This window comes from Prochlorococcus sp. G4PB17, assembly GCF_059772445.1.
The window spans coordinates 746,146-766,736 of record NZ_CM186288.1 but is presented as its reverse complement, the minus strand read 5'-3'; the positions used below and the strand labels follow the sequence as shown (position 1 = coordinate 766,736).

At 34.1% G+C, this 20,591-nt stretch carries 28 protein-coding genes and 1 tRNA gene; 15 read left to right on the top strand and 14 right to left on the bottom strand.

All coding sequences use genetic code 11. From position 1 onward, the window contains the following. Window positions 1–187: 187 nt before the first annotated feature. The 5 genes from AC6EJB_RS04790 to AC6EJB_RS04770 form a co-directional block, all read right to left on the bottom strand. The gene (locus AC6EJB_RS04790) at window positions 188–397 is read right to left on the bottom strand and encodes a hypothetical protein (protein WP_498492565.1); all 210 of its coding nucleotides are present in this window, start codon (window positions 395–397) and stop codon (window positions 188–190) included. Between the two features lie 122 nt (window positions 398–519). Continuing rightward, complete coding sequence (locus tag AC6EJB_RS04785; protein WP_498492564.1) at window positions 520–840, bottom strand: hypothetical protein; 321 nt, start codon at window positions 838–840, stop codon at window positions 520–522. Further along, complete coding sequence (locus tag AC6EJB_RS04780; protein ID WP_498492563.1) at window positions 837–998, bottom strand: hypothetical protein; 162 nt, start codon at window positions 996–998, stop codon at window positions 837–839. Before AC6EJB_RS04780 ends, AC6EJB_RS04785 begins: the two co-directional genes overlap by 4 nt. Window positions 999–1,000: 2 nt before the next feature. Then, window positions 1,001–1,180: a hypothetical protein gene (locus AC6EJB_RS04775; protein ID WP_498492562.1), complete on the bottom strand. Its 180-nt coding sequence runs from the start codon at window positions 1,178–1,180 to the stop codon at window positions 1,001–1,003. 46 nt (window positions 1,181–1,226) lie between these two features. Next, window positions 1,227–1,841: a hypothetical protein gene (locus tag AC6EJB_RS04770; RefSeq protein ID WP_498492561.1), complete on the bottom strand. Its 615-nt coding sequence runs from the start codon at window positions 1,839–1,841 to the stop codon at window positions 1,227–1,229. A 586-nt stretch (window positions 1,842–2,427) separates the two neighbouring features. On the opposite strand from AC6EJB_RS04770, the gene AC6EJB_RS04765 reads away from it, so the two are divergent. The 4 genes from AC6EJB_RS04765 to AC6EJB_RS04750 all read left to right on the top strand — a co-directional run bounded on the left by AC6EJB_RS04765 (window position 2,428) and on the right by AC6EJB_RS04750 (window position 6,248). Beyond that, window positions 2,428–3,072 (top strand): putative 2OG-Fe(II) oxygenase, encoded by a 645-nt coding sequence (locus AC6EJB_RS04765; RefSeq protein ID WP_498492560.1) that lies wholly within the window; start codon window positions 2,428–2,430, stop codon window positions 3,070–3,072. Window positions 3,073–3,214: 142 nt separating this feature from the next. Next, window positions 3,215–3,865 (top strand): putative 2OG-Fe(II) oxygenase, encoded by a 651-nt coding sequence (locus AC6EJB_RS04760; protein ID WP_498492559.1) that lies wholly within the window; start codon window positions 3,215–3,217, stop codon window positions 3,863–3,865. Between the two features lie 115 nt (window positions 3,866–3,980). Beyond that, complete coding sequence (gene glyQ / locus AC6EJB_RS04755) at window positions 3,981–4,853, top strand: glycine--tRNA ligase subunit alpha (RefSeq protein WP_498492558.1); 873 nt, start codon at window positions 3,981–3,983, stop codon at window positions 4,851–4,853. A 150-nt stretch (window positions 4,854–5,003) separates the two neighbouring features. Then, entirely contained in the window at window positions 5,004–6,248 is a 1,245-nt protein-coding gene (locus tag AC6EJB_RS04750; protein ID WP_498492557.1) for an iron uptake porin, read from the top strand. 110 nt (window positions 6,249–6,358) lie between these two features. Here the strand turns inward: AC6EJB_RS04750 and AC6EJB_RS04745 are convergent, their stop codons facing one another. Both AC6EJB_RS04745 and AC6EJB_RS04740 read right to left on the bottom strand, forming a co-directional pair. Further along, window positions 6,359–6,604 carry a hypothetical protein gene (locus AC6EJB_RS04745; RefSeq protein WP_498492556.1) on the bottom strand — a complete coding sequence of 82 codons (246 nt, stop codon included), beginning with the start codon at window positions 6,602–6,604 and terminating at the stop codon, window positions 6,359–6,361. Between the two features lie 86 nt (window positions 6,605–6,690). Next, window positions 6,691–7,356 (bottom strand): Fe2+-dependent dioxygenase, encoded by a 666-nt coding sequence (locus AC6EJB_RS04740; RefSeq protein ID WP_498492555.1) that lies wholly within the window; start codon window positions 7,354–7,356, stop codon window positions 6,691–6,693. 146 nt (window positions 7,357–7,502) lie between these two features. Between AC6EJB_RS04740 and AC6EJB_RS04735 the strand changes: the two genes are divergently transcribed. The 4 genes from AC6EJB_RS04735 to AC6EJB_RS04720 all read left to right on the top strand — a co-directional run bounded on the left by AC6EJB_RS04735 (window position 7,503) and on the right by AC6EJB_RS04720 (window position 10,363). Further along, window positions 7,503–8,528 carry an extracellular solute-binding protein gene (locus AC6EJB_RS04735; RefSeq protein ID WP_498492554.1) on the top strand — a complete coding sequence of 342 codons (1,026 nt, stop codon included), beginning with the start codon at window positions 7,503–7,505 and terminating at the stop codon, window positions 8,526–8,528. A gap of 66 nt (window positions 8,529–8,594) precedes the next feature. Beyond that, a tRNA-Ser gene (locus AC6EJB_RS04730) sits at window positions 8,595–8,681 on the top strand. Between the two features lie 207 nt (window positions 8,682–8,888). Then, on the top strand, window positions 8,889–9,191 hold the full coding sequence (locus tag AC6EJB_RS04725; RefSeq protein WP_498492553.1) for a hypothetical protein: 303 nt from the start codon (window positions 8,889–8,891) through the stop codon (window positions 9,189–9,191). A gap of 530 nt (window positions 9,192–9,721) precedes the next feature. Then, window positions 9,722–10,363: a tetratricopeptide repeat protein gene (locus AC6EJB_RS04720; protein WP_498492552.1), complete on the top strand. Its 642-nt coding sequence runs from the start codon at window positions 9,722–9,724 to the stop codon at window positions 10,361–10,363. 28 nt (window positions 10,364–10,391) lie between these two features. Here AC6EJB_RS04720 and AC6EJB_RS04715 read toward each other — a convergent pair whose 3' ends face one another. The 3 genes from AC6EJB_RS04715 to AC6EJB_RS04705 are packed head-to-tail and all read right to left on the bottom strand — an operon-like array spanning window position 10,392 to window position 12,519. Beyond that, window positions 10,392–10,625, bottom strand: coding sequence for a 2Fe-2S iron-sulfur cluster binding domain-containing protein (locus AC6EJB_RS04715; protein ID WP_498492551.1), 234 nt, complete (start codon window positions 10,623–10,625; stop codon window positions 10,392–10,394). An 8-nt stretch (window positions 10,626–10,633) separates the two neighbouring features. After that, window positions 10,634–12,148 (bottom strand): cobyric acid synthase, encoded by a 1,515-nt coding sequence (locus tag AC6EJB_RS04710; protein ID WP_498492550.1) that lies wholly within the window; start codon window positions 12,146–12,148, stop codon window positions 10,634–10,636. Beyond that, window positions 12,145–12,519, bottom strand: coding sequence for an Npun_F0494 family protein (locus tag AC6EJB_RS04705; RefSeq protein ID WP_498492549.1), 375 nt, complete (start codon window positions 12,517–12,519; stop codon window positions 12,145–12,147). The genes AC6EJB_RS04710 and AC6EJB_RS04705 overlap by 4 nt, the downstream gene beginning before the upstream one ends. Window positions 12,520–12,590: 71 nt before the next feature. On the opposite strand from AC6EJB_RS04705, the gene AC6EJB_RS04700 reads away from it, so the two are divergent. Then, a complete protein-coding gene (locus tag AC6EJB_RS04700) occupies window positions 12,591–13,217 on the top strand; it encodes a nucleoside triphosphate pyrophosphatase (RefSeq protein ID WP_498492548.1) in 627 nt (208 codons plus the stop codon). Window positions 13,218–13,302: 85 nt separating this feature from the next. Here AC6EJB_RS04700 and psbC read toward each other — a convergent pair whose 3' ends face one another. Continuing rightward, window positions 13,303–14,685 carry a photosystem II reaction center protein CP43 gene (psbC, locus tag AC6EJB_RS04695; RefSeq protein WP_011824174.1) on the bottom strand — a complete coding sequence of 461 codons (1,383 nt, stop codon included), beginning with the start codon at window positions 14,683–14,685 and terminating at the stop codon, window positions 13,303–13,305. Further along, entirely contained in the window at window positions 14,669–15,745 is a 1,077-nt protein-coding gene (psbD, locus tag AC6EJB_RS04690) for a photosystem II D2 protein (photosystem q(a) protein) (RefSeq protein WP_498463213.1), read from the bottom strand. The genes psbC and psbD overlap by 17 nt, the downstream gene beginning before the upstream one ends. A gap of 200 nt (window positions 15,746–15,945) precedes the next feature. Here psbD and AC6EJB_RS04685 point away from each other — a divergent pair, with 200 nt between their 5' ends. Continuing rightward, on the top strand, window positions 15,946–16,521 hold the full coding sequence (locus AC6EJB_RS04685) for a photosystem I assembly protein Ycf4 (protein WP_498492547.1): 576 nt from the start codon (window positions 15,946–15,948) through the stop codon (window positions 16,519–16,521). A gap of 88 nt (window positions 16,522–16,609) precedes the next feature. Further along, window positions 16,610–17,218, top strand: coding sequence for a peptidylprolyl isomerase (locus AC6EJB_RS04680; protein ID WP_498492546.1), 609 nt, complete (start codon window positions 16,610–16,612; stop codon window positions 17,216–17,218). Window positions 17,219–17,234: 16 nt separating this feature from the next. Here AC6EJB_RS04680 and ilvN read toward each other — a convergent pair whose 3' ends face one another. Continuing rightward, entirely contained in the window at window positions 17,235–17,744 is a 510-nt protein-coding gene (gene ilvN / locus AC6EJB_RS04675; RefSeq protein ID WP_498492545.1) for an acetolactate synthase small subunit, read from the bottom strand. 5 nt (window positions 17,745–17,749) lie between these two features. Further along, window positions 17,750–18,769: an alpha/beta fold hydrolase gene (locus AC6EJB_RS04670; RefSeq protein ID WP_498492544.1), complete on the bottom strand. Its 1,020-nt coding sequence runs from the start codon at window positions 18,767–18,769 to the stop codon at window positions 17,750–17,752. 88 nt (window positions 18,770–18,857) lie between these two features. Between AC6EJB_RS04670 and petM the strand changes: the two genes are divergently transcribed. The 4 genes from petM (at window position 18,858) to infA (ending at window position 20,585) form a co-directional block, all read left to right on the top strand. After that, window positions 18,858–18,956 (top strand): cytochrome b6-f complex subunit PetM, encoded by a 99-nt coding sequence (gene petM / locus AC6EJB_RS04665; protein ID WP_498492543.1) that lies wholly within the window; start codon window positions 18,858–18,860, stop codon window positions 18,954–18,956. A gap of 55 nt (window positions 18,957–19,011) precedes the next feature. Next, on the top strand, window positions 19,012–19,974 hold the full coding sequence (locus tag AC6EJB_RS04660) for an NmrA family NAD(P)-binding protein (protein WP_498492967.1): 963 nt from the start codon (window positions 19,012–19,014) through the stop codon (window positions 19,972–19,974). A 52-nt stretch (window positions 19,975–20,026) separates the two neighbouring features. Continuing rightward, window positions 20,027–20,242, top strand: coding sequence for a DUF8669 family protein (locus tag AC6EJB_RS04655; RefSeq protein WP_498492542.1), 216 nt, complete (start codon window positions 20,027–20,029; stop codon window positions 20,240–20,242). Window positions 20,243–20,315: 73 nt separating this feature from the next. Next, a complete protein-coding gene (infA, locus tag AC6EJB_RS04650; RefSeq protein ID WP_011294847.1) occupies window positions 20,316–20,585 on the top strand; it encodes a translation initiation factor IF-1 in 270 nt (89 codons plus the stop codon). Window positions 20,586–20,591 lie beyond the last annotated feature (6 nt).

The following is a 20,591-nucleotide window of genomic DNA, read 5'->3' as shown; positions in this document are numbered from 1 at the left end:
AAAAATAATTTAGATACTATACTTTTCCAAACATTTTTCTTTTTGATATATATTTCATTATATTTATTTGTTATATCTCAAACTTCTTACTATTTTCTATGTGTTAAAAAAATTAATTGTACACCTTACATATACTCTATTGTAAATAACTTTTTAATTACCTAATTTTATTTAAAATATTATTATTCTATGCAGTATTGCGTTCTTCATCATTCTCTATAGAAGGTATAAAACCTAATTCTTCGACTTGTTCCACTAAACTGAGTTTTTTAATCTTATTTTTTAGTTTACACACGTTATCTTTTGTTCTTATTGATCTATCTATCTTAATTAGTTTTTTATTTACCTGTTTGTTTTCTTTTGATTTAATAAATAGATACCTGGAATTGTCACTCATTATAGATAGTGAAAGCAAAATACCGAGAAATACTAAAATTATTTTATGAATTATAAAATATGAAATAACTAGCGTGAAAGATAAATATTTTATAGTATTTTCTATTTTATAATTATTCATTTTTATGCAGCATCTTTATGTTCATATTTTTGTTGTCTATCTAGTAATATTAGATCATATGAAGATTGAATTTGGTTATTATAGTCAAGTGTATCTATCATTTTTGCTATTATATCTTTGCTTTTCTTCCATTTTATACTAGATCTTTTAGCTAAAGTAGGTAATGAAACTTCTCTTTCATTCTCCACCCTTTTAAATTGTAGATGCTTGTCCTTAACTTCTTTTATGCTGTTAAAGTCTTTTTTTGCAGCATCTTTATTTGTAGTATCTCTTGATCTGGTTATTGCCATTAATTCTGGATGACATCTGATGACCTGTATCATGCGGCAGACCTCTCTTTATTGTTATCTACTTCTCGAGATCTTATTCTTATTCTTTTTTTATATGCATTTATATAGTGAACATCATAAGAACCTAATCCCTCTACCTCTCGATTGTATAAATGGTTAAAACCATTTCTAGATGTTGAATTCTTGCCCATAATTATTTAGAGTATTTGTATAAAGATTGGTTTTTACTTAAATGTTCAATTGGTAAATACTCTTTCTTGGGCTTATATTTTGCTAGTAATTCTTTTATTATCCCGTGATTGAAATCTTTATTATTCTCTTCAGGCTTGGTTTTTTTCTTTAAGGTCTCTGGGATTGAATTAGTTTTTTTCATTTTAATTAATTAGAAATAAATAATTTGTTTAATCTATTTATACCTATTATGTAACTATGTTTTCTCTATTGGCTAGTAATTTGCTGAGCTTTTTGTTTTCATCCTGCAGATTATTGATTATCTTCTTATACATTTCAATCTTTTCTTTCAAGGAATTGATTTTCTCGTTTTCATTCTTTAAGGAGTATGCTTTTGACTTCTTTTTTGTACCCCTTACAAGATCTCTTACCGCGGCTTCTGTCATCCTTTCGCCACTTTCTACTGCTTGAAAAACTTTTTGACGCTCTTTGTCGGTAACACCTTTGCTCCCCATTAATGCTAGAGACCTAGGCGTTAATGATGCAAGAAGGTTATCGTCAATGTCGGATCCTCCTAGCCAGTTTGTGTAGGCGCTAACGAGATCTACTGCAAATCTCTCGGAACAGTTTATTGCTCCCGACTTCAAGAAAGCTCTCCAGTTTCCTGGTTTAATATTGCTTTTTATGTCTGAAAGATTTGCGGCCACAGCTCTTAGCGACTGTCCCACGCAGCTTAGTTCCTCGTTTATCTCAACTACTGATTCTTTTACGTAGTCGACCTGAGCAGGCACCAGCCCCTTGGTTACTTCGTTATTAAGGCTGATACTTGCTAGATCGATTACCTCGGTCGGAGACAGGTCCATAAGGTTTGCAAATACTTGCTAAATATACGCCTTGTGACGATTCGGAACAAGTGATACAGGCGTACTAGCGTTTGGTGTATTTATAAAGTTAACTTTATTTTGATTATTAACTTTATGCCAGCCCAAAACATGACAAATTTTTATTATATTAAATACAATTGAAGGTTTATATGGTATTCTTACGTTTTATAGAATATATCGATTCAACTACATTCAATATTTGTAGAATGACGCGTAATTATTGTAAAATAATAGATCAATTTTTATGATTCGAGCTAATATTGTTTTTCAGAAAGCCAATTTTTCTAGCATTCAATCTATATTACTTTATAAGTATTTTTACTTATTTTGGTCGGTTTGATTGGCTCAGTAGGCTTGATCGCTCATTAAGGGTTGTATTGACTAAGCCTATTCGGTTTTGGTGGATTTGGATCAGTAGTTACTTTATTCAATCTCTTGCCCTGTTAGGTCAATAATAGCAATTGTTATTAATGGTTGTATTGCATAAATGTAAGATATTTAGGCAAAATTTTGGCGGAAGGTTTATTTTATTATTATATATTCTTTTCAATCGTTCTAATTTAAAATGGAAGTCCGAAATATATCTCCTCCCGTTCATGGCTTCTTATTTGTAAAGTTGGAGCAAAATATTATCAATCATCTTTGGAAGATTATTGATATTGCAAAAAACAATAACATAAGTTTTAAGAATAAATTAGCAGGCAATATTTCACAGAGTCTTTTGCTTGATGATTTAGATTCTGTTTTCTACAATTCTGTTTGTGCACCCTTAGTTCAAACATATCGTGAAAACAATTTTAATAAACGCGATCCTGTACATCAAAATGCATTATTGGGAGCTAATACTACATTAGTGTTAAATGAATTCTGGGTTAACTTTCAATATAAGACAGAATTTAATCCTTATCATGATCATACTGGAGTATACTCTTTTGCTATTTGGTTGAAGATTCCTTACGACTGGGAGGAACAATGTAAGTTAACCCAATTTAGTGAAATAGATAAGGGCAACATAAAAGCTGGCCAATTTCAGTTTGAATATACTGATTCATTAGGTGGAATTAGTACATATGGCTTTCGATTGTCATCCAAGCTTGAGGGAACTATGCTTTTTTTTCCAGCAAAGTTAAGACATTGTGTATATCCTTTTTATGAGATAGATGATCCAAGAATTTCAATTGCAGGGAACTTAACCTATCAACCTAATTAAGATTACTTTAATTTTTTATGTATATTTAAATAGAGGTCATCTTCAGGTCTATATTACAGTTAAATAAGATTTTTATACACTATTTATAATAATGATCAATTGTCTATTCAGAATGAATAACAATAATTTTCCTTAATTATAGATGAATATAATAACCAGAAAACCACATGTAACACCTTACTTGGAAACAAAACTAGATCAGGAGATTATTGATTATCTTTGGAGGCTAATCAAAATCGCAGGAATGGATATAATCAATAATAAAAAAAAATTAGCTGGTAATATATCAAAAAGTTATTTGCTAAAAGATATTGATAACTTTTTTCTTAAAAATGTTTGCTTTCCTTTAATTAAACATTTTCGTGATAATAATTTTGGTAATGATCCTGATTCTTTGAAATTATCATTAGACGATGGAATTAGGACAAGTTTTGTTTTGAATAGCTTATGGGTTAATTATCAATACAAGAATGAATTTAATCCTTATCATGACCATGGTGCTATATATTCTTTTGCTATATGGTTAAAGATTCCATATAACAGTTTGGAACAGCAAAAACTTCCGGTATTTAATGATATGGATGATAAAAATAAGAAAGCCGGAGACTTTGAATTTGAGTATAATGATTCACTTGGAGGCATTAAGAATATTTCATATAAATTATCTAGTAATTTTGAGGGCACAATGCTTTTTTTTCCAGCAAAATTAAGACATTGTGTGTATCCTTTTTATTTAACTGAAGAACCAAGAATTTCAATAGCTGGTAATTTAAATTTTGTCCTACTTGATTGAACTTTAAAATGTTTGAATAAGACAGTTTTTGTTTCCTGCTTTTTCAAATAAGTGTATATTCATTAGATGCATTTTTTTAATTCAATCTTGCGTAAAGCGAGAATAATCTAATTCTATGTATTTTCAGGACATAATTTCAAGCCTAAATAATTTTTGGAGTGAAAAAGGTTGCTTACTGCTTCAGCCATACGATCTAGAAAAAGGTGCTGGAACAATGAGTCCTCACTCTTTCTTGAGAGCAATAGGTCCTGAACCTTGGGCTGTTGCTTATCCAGAGCCCTGCAGAAGACCAACTGATGGAAGGTATGGAGACAATCCAAATAGAGCTCAGCATTATTTTCAATATCAGGTTCTTATTAAGCCTTCTTTAGATGGAATACAAGAAATTTATTTGTCTTCGCTCAAGGCTTTAGGCATTTCAGCTAAAGATCATGATATTAGATTCGTTGAAGACAATTGGGAGTCACCAACTTTAGGGGCTTGGGGAGTGGGTTGGGAAGTTTGGCTTGATGGTATGGAAGTTACTCAATTTACCTATTTTCAACAATGTGGTGGTCTTGATTGCAAACCTGTCTCCATTGAGATCACTTATGGTTTAGAGAGATTGGCAATGTATTTGCAAAATGTTGAAAGTATTTGGAATCTTTCCTGGAATAAAAAAAATAAATATGGTGATATCTGGCTTCCTTTTGAAAAAGGTCAATGTAAATATAATTTTGAAGAATCAAATTCAGACAATTTGAAGAAGCTTTTTGAAATATACGAAGAAGAGGCTAAGCAGTTAATAGCTAAAAAGCTACCTGCTCCTTGTCTTGACTATGTTTTGAAATGTAGCCACACGTTTAATTTATTAGAAGCAAGAGGAGTTATTTCTGTTACGGAAAGAACAAAGATTATTGCAAGAATTAGATCTTTAGCTCGAAATTCTGCTGAGGCTTGGTTGGAAGAAAGAGAGGCTCTTGGCTTTCCTCTTTGTGCTAAGAATTGATTAACACCTAGTAATATTTTTTGTTTTTTAGATAATAAAAAGTCCGAATAATATATTTGTTTGTATAAAAAGATACCTGCTTGAGCTAGAGGCCTGGAATGTTTAATTGAATACACTATTGTGTGGAGGAAATATTTGTGTGAGGACACAATGAAGCTTTTTCAGCGTTTGCTGGTAGCTCCTGCTGCTTTGGGCCTAATGGCTCCATTAGCTGCAAATGCCGATGTTACTCCGGTATCTAACGATTCAGATCTAACATCTGAAGTTATGCAAGCTCGTGTTGATGGCGTAGAAGCTCAACTCGGCGAAATCATGGCTGGTCAGTTCTCTTCATCTACAAAGATGAGCGGAAAGGCTGCTTTCATCACTGGTTATGTTGATGATGATGCAGAGACTGATACAGACGAGATCACTATGGAATATATGTATCAGTTAAATCTGAATACAAGTTTCACTGGTGAAGACAATCTTTACACACGTATCAAGACAGGTAACGTAAGCGACCATTTCAAAGACAAAGGACAAAATACATATTTGTCTGCTGCTAACGGTAATGGTGGCACTCTTAAAGTCGATAAGCTTTGGTACCAGTTCCCTGTTGGTGACAACCTTCAAGTTTGGGTTGGCCCTAGGATCGAGAACTACTACATGCTAGCTAGTGCTCCATCAATCTATAAGCCAGTTACTAAGCAGTTTGCTTTAGGTGGTAATGGTTCAGCTTATGGATCAAGCACAAGCCCTGGTTTTGGCGCTGCTTGGACTCAGTCAGTTGAAGATCCTATGGATCCAAGATTTGCTCTAAGTATCAACTACACAGCTAAAGATGGTGCTTCATCATCTAAAGGTTTTGGTGATGACTCAAGAGATTTCTTGTTGACCAAAATCGAGTATGGTTCTCCAACATGGCAAGTTTCTCTTGCTGCAGCATACAAAGATGGTAATTCAGGATCTAATGGATACGATGGTTATTACCATTCTTCATTAGCCAGCTCTGCCTCTGGTGAAATGACTGCTTATGGCGTAAGGGCTTACTGGAAGCCAGATTCAACTGGTGCTGTTCCTTCTATTCAGGTTGGTTACGATACTGCTTCTTTTGACGAAGCTAAAGCAGGTGAGGCTGAAGAGACTGAAGGTTGGATGATTGGTCTTTCATGGAAAGATTTATTCATCGATGGCAACAGTGCAGGTGTAGCTATTGGTTCTGAATTGGCTGCTACTGAAATCAAAGGTGGTGGAACTGATCCATCAGAAGATAATTCAGTTTGGGAAGCATATTACACTTTCAAAGTTAATGATGGTGTGAGTGTGACTCCAGCAATCTTTGGTAGCACTGATGTTTCAGGAGCTGACAAAGATGTTAATGGTGCAGTTCTTCTAACTGAATTCAGATTCTAAATTTTTAAATTAGAACATATAAAAACGCTCCGAAAGGAGCGTTTTTTTTTATTTATTCGCATTAAAAAAGCCCGTTTATCGGGCTTTTTATTTATAAATTTAAAAAACTTTTACCAGCAATTTTCTCCCTCTCCAATAGGAATGCAAATATCTGCTTTTTTTGCTTTATCAGCAGCTTTTTGCGCAGCTTCATCTAGCTTTCCATCTTCATCTGCTTCTTGATCAGTTGTCCATTCCTTTGTGCCACCCATGTCACCATGTTTATTTCCAGCGATTGAATGATCTGGAATGATTGCGGTTGTAGCTAATGCCGCTGTTGCTGCTAGGAAAATTCCTACAGGACTTTTTTTAGGCATATGTAGTTAGGTTTGTATATATTTTGATTGTTTGAGTCTATCAATGAAAGTTCATTTTTTACTTTGTTTAGTATAAAGAATTTTTCTTAATCTCCAAGTCTTCTTAGGAGATTGCTATACGCCTGGAAAATTAAATCTAATTCGTCTGACCTTCCATGCTTAGCAAGTAAACCTTTTGCCCCTGCATCTAGTCCGAATAAGAAATTCCTTTCTTCGTTGCTTTGTACATAACTTTGTATCCAACCTACGCAAACATAACGTTCTCCCTTCTCTACCTGAGAAACTGAATGAAGCTTTGTACTTGGATAGACAATCATTTCTCCTGCAGAAAGTTTTATTTTCTTAGTTTCGTTAATTGTTTGTATGCAAAGATTACCTCCTTCATAACTTTCAGGCTCATTTAAAAATAATGTAAAAGACAAATCACTTCTTCCAGATGGCATATATGGATTATCAACATGCATTCCATACCCATTTCCTGGGAGTGATTTCGTAAACATGACACCATGAATAAGACTTGGAAGAGTAAAGCTTTTTATAAGAGGATTTGAGATTATTTTTGTGACAACAAGTTCTTTAATCTCTTTAGAGATTTTTGAGCTTTTATCTAGTTGAAAATTATTTTTTATTTTTGCGGCAAGTCTACCAGCAGTTTTTTTACCATCTTGCCAGGAAGAATTATCTGCTTTTAGTTTTTTTGTTATTTCAAGTGCTTCTGATTTATCAAGAAGAGAATGAGTTAAATATTCCATCTTTGTAATTAGAGATTAATAATCATCCTAAAGTATAAAGAAAATAACAATTTATACTAAGATACGTATAAACTTTGCGAAAGGATATTCATTCCACTTTTATTGTTTAATCTGTCAAAAGATTTAAAAACTTCTTTAATAGTTTAATGAATTTAATTAAACGTCTATTTACTTCAGTAATAGCAGGAACTCTGTTAGTCTCTTCAGGTTTAAATAATGTAAAGGCCTCTGAAAGAGAAGTAAGGATTTATTCAGGCAGGCATTACAACACTGATAAGCAAATATACAAGAAATTTGCAGAGGAAACTGGGATAAAAATTCGATTAATTGAGGCTACAGGTATTTCACTAGTTGAAAGATTAAAAAGGGAAGGTGCAAATTCCAAAGCCGATGTAATTCTTCTAGTTGATGCGGCTCGAATTAGTAATGCTGCAAAAAGTGGTCTTCTTCAGTCATATCGATCGAATGAATTAGATAAAAATGTTCCTGTCGAATATAGAGATCCTCAAGCAAGGTGGTATGGCTTAACTAGAAGGGTTAGGGTTATGGTCGCTAATCCAAAGAAAGTTGATATAGATTCAATCAAAGATTATTCAGATCTTTCTAACCCTGCTTTGGAGGGTCTAGTTTGTGTCAGAAAAAGGAGCAGTCCATACAATCAATCTTTAGTTGCTAATCAAATTGTTAACAAAGGAGAAGCGAAAACTAAAAAATGGTTAAAAGGTATGATTTCGAATATTTCTCAGCCTTTTTTCCCTGGTGATATTGGAGTAATAAGAGCTGTAGCTCAGGGTAAGTGTGGTGTTGGGATAGTAAATCACTACTATGTTTCAAGGATGCTTGCTGGAGTTAATGGTAGAAAAGATCAAAAGTTGGCTAAAAAAGTAAAAGTTCTTACTCCTAATCCTGCTCATGTAAATGTCAGTGCAGGTGGAATTGCTAGATATGCTGAAAATAAAGAAGAAGCTATTCAACTCTTGGAGTATCTTGCTTCTCCTGATGGGAGTGGTGGTTTAGCCGGTCCAACATTTGAACATCCATTAGTTGGTTTTAATAGAACGGATGAGGTCTCACAGTTTGGAGAATTCACTCCTGATGGTGTCACCATTGATCAATTAGGAGCAAATAATAAAAAAGCAATCAACCTTATGAGAAAGGCAGGTTGGGATTAAGAATTAAATTTTTAATTCTGATTATTAACATTAGAAAATACAAGATTGATTTAAACTTACATTAAGGGAGAGGTGGCTGAGTGGTCGAAAGCGAACGACTCGAAATCGTTTGATAGCTAAAACTATCCGTGGGTTCGAATCCCACCCTCTCCGTATTTTTTTGTTCAAGCATTTTATACAACTCCTAGTTTGTTGATAAAACGCTTTGATAGTTGTTTTAATGCTTATTTTTATTAATAAACTCCTTTACAGTCAATTAATTGCAAATCCAGATTAATCTATTAATACTAGTAATTAAATTTAAACAATTATACTTTTAAGATAATAAATTTTTATATTATGTAAATACACTCTGAACTAATGGCAAAAAGAACTGATCTGCTTCTTAAAGATTATTTTCGCGGTATAAAAAAACTTGAGAGTGCTCCAACGCTTTCTCTAATCTCTCTTGTTATTAGTATGTTGTTTGTGTCCAAAGTTTATCAATATTTTATTATAAATGCACTTTACCTTGTAAATGTTTCATTCTTTGCCTTGATAGCAAAAGATTGTTGGGAGAAGAGGAAAGGAAACATTATTCCGCTTATTGCTATTGTCATTAGTATTTTGCTTGTTCTTACGCCTGCAATCGATATGCTTAAAGTTGCAAATATGTTTAGTTGAGATAGTTTCTCTAAAGAAAAAGATTTGATGCATATTGGGTGAGATTTTTATTGGATCTTTTCTCGAGAACTAAAAAAGTTGTTGGATTTTGTTGTTGGATTTTTAGAAATGTTGTTGGATGAATTCGGGTATTGTTGGATTTCTTTGAATCGATTGCTATGACTTTCATTTTATTGATCGAGATTGGTCTTTTTTGAAAGAGAGAAAATGTTGTTGGATATGTTGTTGGATTTTTGACCCGATTTCTAATTTTTGTTCCTCTTTATGCCCTCACCGTCCCTCCTGAACACAAATCGAAGACCACCCTCTCCGCATACATAAAACAAATAGTGTTGCCATAAGGTGCCATCTTGTTCTATCAGTTGACTTTTGCTCGTCATTTTTAGTGACATGTCGAAATAGGTCCTTTTATCTGGACATCTACCCTCTCTGTATCAATTAGAACTTGCTTATCTCTTACATATTTTCTTAAAGACTTTCAAGCTGAATTTTCTGAAATGTGCTTAATATGAAGAAGAGAAAGAATTGATTTGAAAAAATTCGATGAGTCTTCATCCTTTTATGATGAAGCAATTAACTTGATTGATTTAAATGATTTTGAGGGTGCTATTAAATCTATTAAAAGAAATATTGATAGTCTTCAAAAACAAGACGATTTTGCTTTAGCCTATTTGAATTGTGGCTTTTTAAATGACAAACTTGGTGATAATCTATCTGCTATAGATGACTTCTCAAAGTCAATTTTTTTTGAAGCTAAAATAGATATTATTAATCAAAGGTCTAAAGACATAGCATATAGTGGAAGAAGTAATTCTAGATATAAAACTGGAGATTTTGAAGGAGCAATAGAGGATAAAAGGAAAGCAAAAAAAATAAGATTATTGGAAATTGATAAGTATAAGGAAATCGATAATAATAAAATAGATTATAAAAATATTTTGTTGGGTACTTTTCAAGAAAAAGATTTAGAGCCTAAATACATTGCTTTGATTAAAGTCTCATCTATACGAAAAAGAAAATATGACTTAATTGCAGATTACAAAAAAGTAATTAGTAGTGAAAGGAAAGAGGAGATAATAAATAAATTAGAAATTATAAGTGAATCAAAGTATAATATTGGCGACTATAAAGGTTCTATTAAAGCTATTAGAAGAGCAGAGAAATATTATTGATTGTTTAACAAGTTGGATATATTTTTTATTACCAAAAAGGATCACTAAAAAATTCAACATTAAGTTCCTTTTTATCTTGAACTGTGGCAATACATGCACGTACCACTTCTCCATTAACTTCAATTTCGCAAGCCCCGCAGCTTCCTCCTAGGCATCCAGTAGGTATATCGATATTTGCATCATATGCAGCTTTTAGCCAATCAACTCCCGCAGAGCAATAGCTTGATTTATTGTCAGGCCAATTTATTTTTACATTTTTCATTGTTTAAGTTATTTGATTAAAACGTCTATATTGATATTTTTTTCGAATGCATCGGTTAGTAAATCTAACAAGTTCTCTCTTTTATTATGATTATTCTCTGCATTAGTATTTTTTTTATTTAATCCCTTTAGCTCTCTTATTTTATTTATCCATTCCGTTCTCCATTCATCATTTTCAAAGATTCCGTGTAAGTAAGTTCCTCCAATAAAGCTTTTATCTTTTTTCTCAATTACCCACCCTAAGGTACTGTTTTTAGATAGTGAAATAATATCAGGATTTTTATTATTGATCAAATTACTTTTTCCATAATGCATCTCAAACCCTTTTACAATTTGTGAGTTTGGCCATGAAACTTTTTCTTCTCTTTGTGATGTTTGTTTGGTTTCTCCAAAGGTTGTTTTGATTGGAAGCAGATTCATTCCAAAATTTGAAAATGAGCTTATTTCATTAATACTTTCCTTCTTATGAGGGTCATCTAATGATTTCCCTAGCATTTGTAATCCTCCGCATATACCAAAAATATTTCCTCCATTTTTGGCAAAATCTTTTATTTGATTACTCAATCCGGTTTTATTAAGACTCTCTAAATCTTTAATTGTTTGTTTGCTTCCTGGAATTATTAATACGTCTGGTTTGCCTAGGTTTTGGCCTGGTTCAATCCATCTCATTTGAATACTTGAATCACCAAAGAAAGGATCTAGATCAGAAAAATTACTAATTCTAGGTAATTTTATTACTGCTATTTCTATTTCTGCACTTTTAGTTATTATATTTCTTTCAAGTAGATCAAGAGAATCTTCAGGTGGGAAAATCTCTTTAAGCCAAGGTAATATTCCTAAAACTGGGATTCCTGTTTCTTTCTCTATCCATGTAACTCCTGTTTTAAATAATTCAGTATCACCACGAAACCTATTGATAATTATTCCTTTAATCAATCTTTTTTCTTCGGGTTGCATTAAAGCAATTGTTCCAATTATTTGAGCAAAAACACCTCCTCTTTCAATATCAGCTACTAAAATACAATTTGCATTTAAGAATTTTGCTAATTTCAAATTTGTAAGATCTTTATACTGCAGATTAACCTCTACAGGACTTCCTGCTCCCTCAAGAACAAGTCTTCCATTTTTTTCATTATTTAATAATTTTTTTAGTCCTTTTTTAATAGCTTCCCATCCTGAATCGAACCAATCTTCGTAATAATCGATCGCTTTACTAGTGCCCACACTTTTGCCAAGATGAATCACTTCACTTGTACAATCCCCCTTTGGTTTTAGAAGAACAGGATTCATTTCAGCACTTGGCTCTAAGCCTGCAGACCAAGATTGAAGAGCTTGAGAATAAGCCATCTCTCTTCCTTGAGTATCAACCCAAGCGTTATTGCTCATATTTTGGCCCTTAAAAGGTATTGGCTGTTCTCCTTTTCTTTTTAAAGATCGACAAATAGCAGTAGCTATAAGTGTTTTACCTGCACCACTAGAGGTTCCTAAAATCATTAATGGAGTACGATTGGGTTTTATGTTCATCTTGCTGATAATTGATATTTTAGGCATGCAATTAGTTTTTTTATAAGGGATGTTTTTTTAGTAAATAAATCTGGACAGCTTTCTAAGACTTTTCTTCCTATTGGTGTAATACGAACTTTTGAAGTAAGCCCTTGGCCATCAACTTCCCTTCTTAAAACTCCTATTTTGATTAATTTAAGAAATTCATTCTCTATAAATAAAGTACTATTGATAAACATAAATTCTCTGCTCAAATATTTTGATTTATTCACAGAAACATTATGAGCATTGAGGCTCCCTTTTTGAAGACTTTGAAAAAGAAATAAGTTAAAGGGACAATTCCTTATCCCTTGCCTTGCTCTTCTAAAGATTTTTTGGTCAATCAGCAACATTTAACTAAATCGATTTATTTTTAAATGGAAGATCAATAATGATCGATAAGTATTAAAAAAATTACTTTTCTATGTTTGTGCTTGCCTCTGCATCCAAAGCACGTCAAAAATTGCTTGATCAAATAGCTCTGAAACACAAAGTCATTGTAAGTGATTTTGATGAGACACAGCTTGAAGAATTAGATCCAATATTAAAAGTCAAATTATTGGCTAAGGGGAAAGCTAATGCTGCATTAAAGAAGTTGATGAAAGAAAATCAAACTTTTAATAATTTTCAAGCTTTATTAGCTTGTGATTCTTTGTTTGAGTTTGAGGGGGAAATTTTCGAGAAGCCAATTGATAAAGAGCAATTGATAGCCAGATGGCAAAGGATGTCAGGTAAATCAGGATTTTTGCATACAGGACATTATTTGATTTCGTTAGAGAACTCTCAATCTGATATGAAAAGTATTTCAATAAATCAAAGTTGTGCAGGGGTTGTAACCTCAAAAATTGAATTTATGACTTTATCAAATATTGAAATTATCAAATACGCTTCAACTTTGGAACCTTACAATTGTGCAGGAGGATTTGCGATTGAAGGTTACGGAGGATTATTTATAAAAAAAATAGATGGATGTTTTAGTAATGTTATTGGACTTAGCTTGCCTTGGTTAAAAACTAATTTAGAAAAATTTGGTTTATTTAATTTTTTTTGAGATAGATAAAAAATAATAAGATCAAATATTTTTAGGCATAAAAAAAGTCCTCTATTAAGAGGACTTTTTTTATTTATTGAGGAATCTAATCTAGATCAGGCATTGAAAGAGCAGGCTCTTGTGAACGACTGATACCTTTCTCAAATCCAGCTGCAGCGGCTCTGGCGCGTCCAGCATGCCAAAGATGACCTACAAAAGTAAACCAACCAAGGAAGAACTGTGCACCTGCAAGCCATTGACGCAAATTAACAAAGTTAACTGCGTTAGGCTCGGTAATGATTCCACCAACAGAGTTGATAGAAGCGTTAGGAGCATGTGTCATATATTCAGCAGCACGGCGCACTTGCCAAGGCTGAATATCATTTTGAATTTTCTCAAGACTTAGTCCATTTGGTCCTCTAAGTGGCTCAAGCCATGGTCCTCGGAAATCCCAAAAACGCATTGTTTCTCCACCAAAGATGATTTCACCAGTAGGAGAACGCATTAGGTATTTACCTAAACCAGTTGGTCCCATTGTTGAACCCACATTTGCTCCAATTCGTTGGTCGCGAACTAGGAATGTAAAACTTTGGGCCTGAGAGGCTTCAGCGTTTGTTGGACCGTAGAACTCAGAAGGATAAGCAGTGTTATTGAACCAGATAAAACATGAAGCAACAAAACTTGCTACACAGATTCCACCTAATGCATAGCTTAGAAGTCCTTCACCATTCCAGATAAAGGCTCTTCTAGCCCACCCGTAAGGTTGAGTGAAGATATGGAAAAGTCCACCAATTATTTCAATTACACCCAGGTAAACATGTCCTCCGACAATATCTTCCATTGAGTTAACACCTACCATCCAACCACCACCACCCCAAGGGGTTGATAGTAAATATCCGAAGATAATCCTTGGATCAAGTGTTGGATTGATCAACCTAACTTCTCCTCCACCAGGAGCCCAAGTGTCGTATGCACCACCTATATACATCCAGTTAATGGACCATAGAAGAGCTCCAACACCTAAAACAACCAAATGAAAACCAAGAATATTGGTCATTTGATTTTTGTCTCTCCAGTCGGTTGAGAAGAAAGGAAAATCTTCTTCTAACTTTTCTGGACCAGCAAGGGAGTGAAAAACACCTCCAAAGCCAAGAATTCCAGATGCGACTAGGTGAATAACACCTGCGATGAAGAATGGCCAAACATCAGTTACTTCTCCACCAGGACCTATTCCGTAACCAAACATGGCCACGTGAGGCATACAAATTAAGCCTTGCTCCCACATGGGTTTGTCCATGGTGAAATGACTTACTTCGAAAAGCATCATCGCGCCAGCCCAGAACACAATTAGTCCTGCATGAGCAATGTGAGCACCTAAAAGTCTTCCAGAAAGGTTGATTAGCCTTGCATTTCCTACATACCAGGCATAACCAGTCTCTTCGAGACTTTGATTAGGAGCATTGAGTAAACTATTAAAGGGCGTTTCCACGTGGGAGTACCTCCTCAGGGAATACAAAGTTTTCGTGTGGCTGGTCTACAGAAGACATCCATGCACGCATACCTTCATTTAGAAGGATATTTTTAGTGTAAAAAGTTTCGAATTCAGGATCTTCAGCAGCTCTGATTTCTTGGCTAACAAAGTCGTAAGCGCGAAGATTTAGAGCTAATCCAACAATTCCAATTGATGCAGCCCACATACCTGTTACTGGTACAAAGAGCATCAAGAAGTGAAGGAAACGCTTATTTGAGAAAGCAATACCGAAAATCTGACTCCAGAAACGGTTTGCCGTAATAAAAGAATAGGTTTCTTCTTCTTGAACAGGGTCGAAACCTCTGAAAGTTGAACTCTGAGTTTTACCGTCAGAGTACTGACTGGAATCTTCATAAAGGGTGTTTTGTACTGTTGCGCCATGAATTGCACAAAGTAGAGCACCACCAAGAATTCCTGCTACACCCATCATGTGGAATGGATTAAGCGTAATGTTGTGGAATCCTTGAATAAAGAGGATGAATCGGAATATTGCTGCAACTCCAAAAGAAGGAGCGAAGAACCAACTGTGCTGTCCTAGAGGGTAAATAAGGAAGCAAGCAGTAAATACTGCAATAACTGCTGAAAAAGCAAGTGCGTTATAAGGTCGGATACCTACTAGTCTTGCAATTTCGAACTGACGAAGCATGAAGCCAATAAGACTAAATGCACCGTGTAGAGCAACGAAATTCCATAGGCCACCAAGTTGGAACCAACGTGTTAAATCGCCTTGTGCTTCTGGTCCCCAAAGGAATAGAAGACTATGACCCATGGCATCGCCAGGAGTACTAACAGCGGCAGTGAGGAAATTGCATCCCTCAAGATAAGAGCTGGCTACACCATGGGTGTACCAGGAAGAAACGAAGGTTGTACCTGTGAACCATCCACCAATAGCTAAGAAAGCTGTAGGGAAGAGAAGTAGTCCAGACCAACCAACAAATACGAATCGGTCGCGCTTTAACCAGTCATCGAGGGCGTCAAACCAACCTCGTTCTGTTGCGCTTCCAACAGCGATCGTCATGGGAGGAGCGTTGCTGAGCTTTTGTATACGTGGGAGACTTTAACAACGATGACGGGGTTTGTGGGTAAATCTTTAACCTGATGAAATCCCTTGTATTGAAATGAGATAAAAAGAGTGTTTTTTATTGCCAGTTAGTAATTCTCAAAAACTTAGTCCCTATAATGATTTGAAAGGGATGTTCTTCCCCTTTTTATGAGATTATGTCAACTGAATCCAAATTAAGTCAATCAGAAAAAGAGTTATCTGATGCGGTTTTAGAACAGAAAATTAAAGGTTCGCGTAAGCTTTCGAACTATTTAGTTGCTGCAATGCTGAGTATTGGAGGAGTTGGTTTTTTGTTGGCTTCGGTTTCAAGTTATTTTGGTAGAGATTTTTTGCCACTAGGAAATCCCTCTACTTTGATTTTTGTTCCTCAGGGATTGGTTATGGGGCTGTACGGTGTCGCCGCTTTTTTCTTAGCTCTTTATTTTTGGAGATTAATTAGTATTGATTATGGTTCTGGGGTAAATAGATTCGACAAAAATAAAGGAGTATTATCCTTATCCAGAAGAGGGTTATTAAAAAACATCGAGATTGAAATTCCTATTGATGAAATTAAAGCTGTCAAATTAGAGGTTAGAGAAGGTTTTAATCCAAGAAGACGAGTCTCTTTGAGAATTAAAGGTAGGAAGGATTTACCCATATCTAGAGTTGGATCTCCTAAACCTTTATTAGATTTGGAAACCGAAGGTGCTGAAATCGCCAGATTTTTAGGGGTAAACCTTGAAGGAATCTAAAAGGAAAAACACAATATTTAAGTCGTTTAATAAATCAATTTTAATTTATAGATTTTATCAGCCATTTTTTATCTTTTTATTTATAAATTTGATATTGGTAACTGGATGTACTTCTTCAAAGAAAAATGAAAATATAAATATATGTTCCTCTACAAAACTTCCTTGCTTGTCTTCGACTGAATATGTTTCGATGATTACCAATAAAGGAATTATAAAATTAGAGCTTTATGGTAAATCAGCTCCAATAACTGTTGGGAATTTTATTGATTTTGTTGAAAGAGGTTTATATGATAAAACTTTTTTTAATAGAGTGATTAGAGACCCTTACCCCTATATAATTAGAGGAGGAGATAACAATTTGAAAAAAGGTGAAAATAATTTTATAGATATTCAAACGGGAAAAGTTAGATATATACCATTGGAAATAAAACTAAAAACAAATAGTTCACCAACATATGGAAAAGAAATAGATATTTCTAGTCTAAAAAATAATATTGAACTTAAACATAAAAGAGCTTATTTATCCATGGCTAGATCAAAAACAATTAATTCTGCCAGTTCTCAGTTTTATATTTCTCTAAAATCTTTGCCAGAACTTGATGGAAGGTTTGCTGTCTTTGGTAAGGTAATTAGCGGTATGGATGTAGTTGATTCAATAAGAGAAGAAGACTTTATAATCGAAGCAAAAAAATTATAATTTGCTTAGAAAAATTTTATTTTTTTGTTTTTAGCATTTCGGTGTTGACTCCTGAGGCTCTCTTAAGTGCAACTTTACCTGTCCTAGCTATTTCTAAAATTCCATAAGGTTTCAATAGATTTTCTAAAGCAACAAGTTTGCCTGGGTCTCCAACTACTTCAAGTGTCATTGCATTATCTGAAACGTCAACAACTTTTGCCCTAAATACTTGTACTAAATCTAAGATTTTACCTCTGTTTTCCGAGGATGCAGATACTTTCAAAAGCATTAACTCTCTTTCAACGGCCGGTAAAGTTGTTAAATCAAGAACTTCCAAAACATTTATTAATTTGTTTAGTTGTTTTGTCATTTGTTGAAGTGTTGATTCATCCCCCTGTACAACCATTGTTAATCTTGATATGCCTTTGGCTTCTGCAGGGCCTACAGCCAAACTATCAATATTGAATCCTCTTCGTGCAAAAAGGCCTGCAATCCTACTTAATGCACCAGACTCATCTTCTACTAAAACTGAAAGGGTGTGTTTCATATTTGTTAGTTAGAAGTTTTTAAGTTCTTCAGCCATGAAAGAACAATTTGATTGAAAAGCTTTGGTAACTCATCGTGTAAACAATGACCAGCATCATTAATGACTGCCAATTTAAGCCAAGGATGGAGCTTTAGTACTTTTTTTGCTAAAAATATTGGTATCAATTTATCCTTATTGCCCCAAATCAACAAAATTGGTGGACGATTAGGTAAATTTCTAATCTTTTCTATGATCAATGGACCTTTTGTTGAATTTGGTCTATTACTCATTCCAATACACATTGCTCTAAGCGCCTGGGGGGCATTAGGTCTTCTAGCAGGAGCTGTAACTATCCTTTTTAATACGTTGTCCTTGAAAATTGAATGAAAGTAGGCACTTTGTAGCGCAAAAGTAATTAATTCAGTTTTTGAAATTAAATTTACTAAAGGTTTTAGCGGTAATAAATGAAAAAATAGCTTAATTAGAAACTTTTTTATTTTTATGAGCCATCTGGGCAAAAAAAGTTTAATTTTAGTAATAGATACTGGTTCCGGGAGTGGAGCTGCAATTAATGTTTTTATTAATTCTGGTCTAATAGAGAGGGTCGTTAATGCAGTTAAAGCTCCTAGAGAATTTCCAATTAATACAGCTTTCCCGTTGATTTTTATTTTTACTACCTCATCAAGAAAAGCAGCTAATTGATTTGCCCAAAATTGATTATCTAAATGGTTTATTTTACCTTTGATGTTTTGTTCTGATTTACCAAACCCTATCAAATCTATTCCATAAACTCTAAAACCTTCAGATGCAAATTTCTCAGCATTATTTCTCCAGTGATCGCAGCTAGCGCCAAAACCATGAATTAGAACAATGGGAGGATTTGATTCCTCTCCAGTTACTCTGAAGTGAACCAGAAGATCTTTATAAAACCAATTCTTTGATTCACCCCAATCAGCGGATCCAGTTAAAGGAGCTTCATTCGTAATATTTGATTGCATTTCATCAAAAACAAACTCCGACTTTCTATTTGAGCCTTTTAAAGACATTTTATTTTAAAAATTCATTCATGAGTTTTGAATGTTATCTCAATGTTAGGGCTTTAGGTTTTAATAGTAGATGAGTTAAATTATCTGAATGGCAAAAGAAATTTTTGGAATCGCTGCAGTCTTTTGGGTTTTAATTCCCGTTGGACTCCTAGGAGGAGTTCTTCTTTTGAAACTCCAAGGAGATTAGTTTCCACAATTGATAGTCTTCCCATTTAGGCTTCACTCTTTTAATGAATTCAACTATGCAAGTTCTGGTGATTGGTGGCACAGGGACTCTTGGGCGCCAAATAGCCAAAAACGCCATAGACGCTGGACATAAAGTCCGCTGCATGGTTAGAAAACCAAAAGCTGCTTCCTTTCTTCAAGAGTGGGGCTGTGAATTAACTCGTGGCAACTTAGTAAACAAAGGAGATATTGAATATGCTCTTGATGGAGTAGATGCAGTTATTGATGCGGCAACAAGTAGACCTGATGATCCACTGAGCGTATATGAAATAGATTGGGATGGAAAATTAAATTTGTATAACGCTTGTGAAGGAAAAAATGTTAAAAGAGTAGTTTTTTTATCCTTACTAGCTGCAGAAAAATATAGAAAAATACCCTTAATGGATATCAAATTTTGTACTGAAGAGCTATTGGTCAATTCATCTTTGGATTACACCATTTTGCAAGGGGTAGCTTTTATGCAAGGAGTAATAGGTCAATTTGCTATTCCTATTTTAAATAATGAACCTGTTTGGATAAGTGGAAATCCCACAGATATTGCTTATATGAACACTCAAGATATTGCTAGATTTGCAGTAGCCGCTTTAGATAGGCCTCAAACTATAAAAAAAAGATTCCCAATTGTTGGTCCTAAAGCATGGAGTGCGAAAGAATTGGTCAATATATGTGAGAAATTCAGTGAAAAAAGAGCAAGGGTATTAAAAGTTTCGCCAACAGTAATTTCAATTGCACAATCAGTTGTTTCGTTTTTTGAGCCAACCTTAAATGTTGCAGAGAGGCTTGCTTTCTCTGAATTAAGCGGAAGCGGAGGGAAGTTGGATGCCCCTATGGAAGATACTTATGCTGCTTTTGGTCTTAATCCAGCTGATTCTTCGACAATGGAGGGCTACATAAAAGAGTATTATGATGTTATTTTAAAAAGACTTAAAGACATAGGTGTTGATCTGGATATTGAAGAGAAAAAGAAATTCCCAATTTAGACAGTTGCAAAAAAATAGTTGATATGTACTATTAGGGAAACTTTCTTTCCCTATGTCTGTTAGTCAAATTAAGAACCTAAATAGAAGATTGGAAAATCTTTCTAGAGAAGCTTCTTCAGAGCTAAATAAGTTATGTGGCAATGAATTATGGAAAAGTATTGGATTTGAAGCTTTTGATGGTTTAGCTGATTCAGAATTAAGAGCGTCTGCAAATTATTATTATGGACAATTTCAAACTGCAAGAGAGCTACAAGACGTTTTTAGTTAAATATACAATTATTGGAAATTAATGACTTTTTTAGAATACAATTGTTTTAGTTATTTATTAGAACAAAAAACACATGATTGAAACATCCGGCGTTATTGAAAAAGAGCAAGGCAATGGATTCTATCTTGTAACTCTTGAACAACCCGCTGGACATCAATGCTTGTGTAGGGCAGCCGGGAAATTAACAAAATTTCGAATAAAATTACTAGCAGGAGATAAAGTTCTTGTTGAAATCAGTCCTTATGATTTAACACGTGGTAGGATTACATATAGAGAAAGAAACGTAGGTCCAGGAGGAGGAAGGCAAGGAGGGAATAGACCAGGTGGGCCAAGGAAAAGATAAATCTTT